The organism is Lactiplantibacillus sp. 30.2.29 (genome assembly GCF_018991255.1).
Taxonomy (GTDB): Bacteria; Bacillota; Bacilli; order Lactobacillales; family Lactobacillaceae; genus Lactiplantibacillus; species Lactiplantibacillus pentosus.
The window spans coordinates 1-800 of the sequence record NZ_JAGYGU010000106.1 but is presented as its reverse complement, the minus strand read 5'-3'; the positions used below and the strand labels follow the sequence as shown (position 1 = coordinate 800).

The window sequence follows — 800 nt, the reverse complement described above, 5'->3', positions numbered from 1 at the left end:
ATTTTGATTTTGAATTCAATTTGAATTCGATAAATAAAGTTTTGCCAGTTCTTGTAACCATATGCGGTTCTTTTGATTTGCTTGATTTTACGGTTCACACCTTCTATGGGACCATTTGATAATCGGCCGGTAGTCATATTTTTGATGAGTTGCCGGTTCTTGATAAAGCTTTTAATATTGGTCATTAGCTGAGGACTGACATTTTCGACATTACCTAGTGCTGCTTCGAAGGATCGATAATCACGCTTTTGAAATGACTTAACTAAGGCATGTGCGGCCTGGTAGGTTTGTCGAAACTGTTGGTCTAGATTTAAACCGGCTACGACTAATTGCTCTTGTGTCATGCGATCTTTAAGATGCGCAAACCATTGGGGTTTGCACTTCTCGAGGCTGTCATAATCTTTTAAATATAACCGCCAATAATATTTAAGCAATCGATATTCACGACTCTTAGGGTTAAAGCGTTTCATGAGTTGAACCCGCGTTTGATTCAAAGATCGTAAGGCCATTTGGACAAGATGGAAGTTATCCGCGACCAGTTTGGCGTGTGGAAAGAGTGTTCGAATAGCGGGTTGATATTGAGAATTAAAGTCCATCACAACTCGAGTCACGCGGTCACGCTGACGTTTAGAATAATGATTGAGAAAGAAGTCCTTAATATCGGCATTCTTGCGTCCTGGTAAAATTGTAATGATGTCGTGGGTTTGGGCATCCACCGCAATAAAACTCATTTGTTTACCAGTTGAACGAAACTCGTCGATACAAAGCATCGTTGGTAGTCCGTTAAAAGCTGGTTGGGT

General features: G+C 40.5%; 1 protein-coding gene. It reads right to left on the bottom strand.

The features are described 5' to 3' along the window. Positions 1-800, bottom strand: an 800-nt coding sequence (locus tag KGF65_RS16750; RefSeq protein ID WP_216749111.1) for an ISL3 family transposase, incomplete at both ends; no start/stop codon positions are given.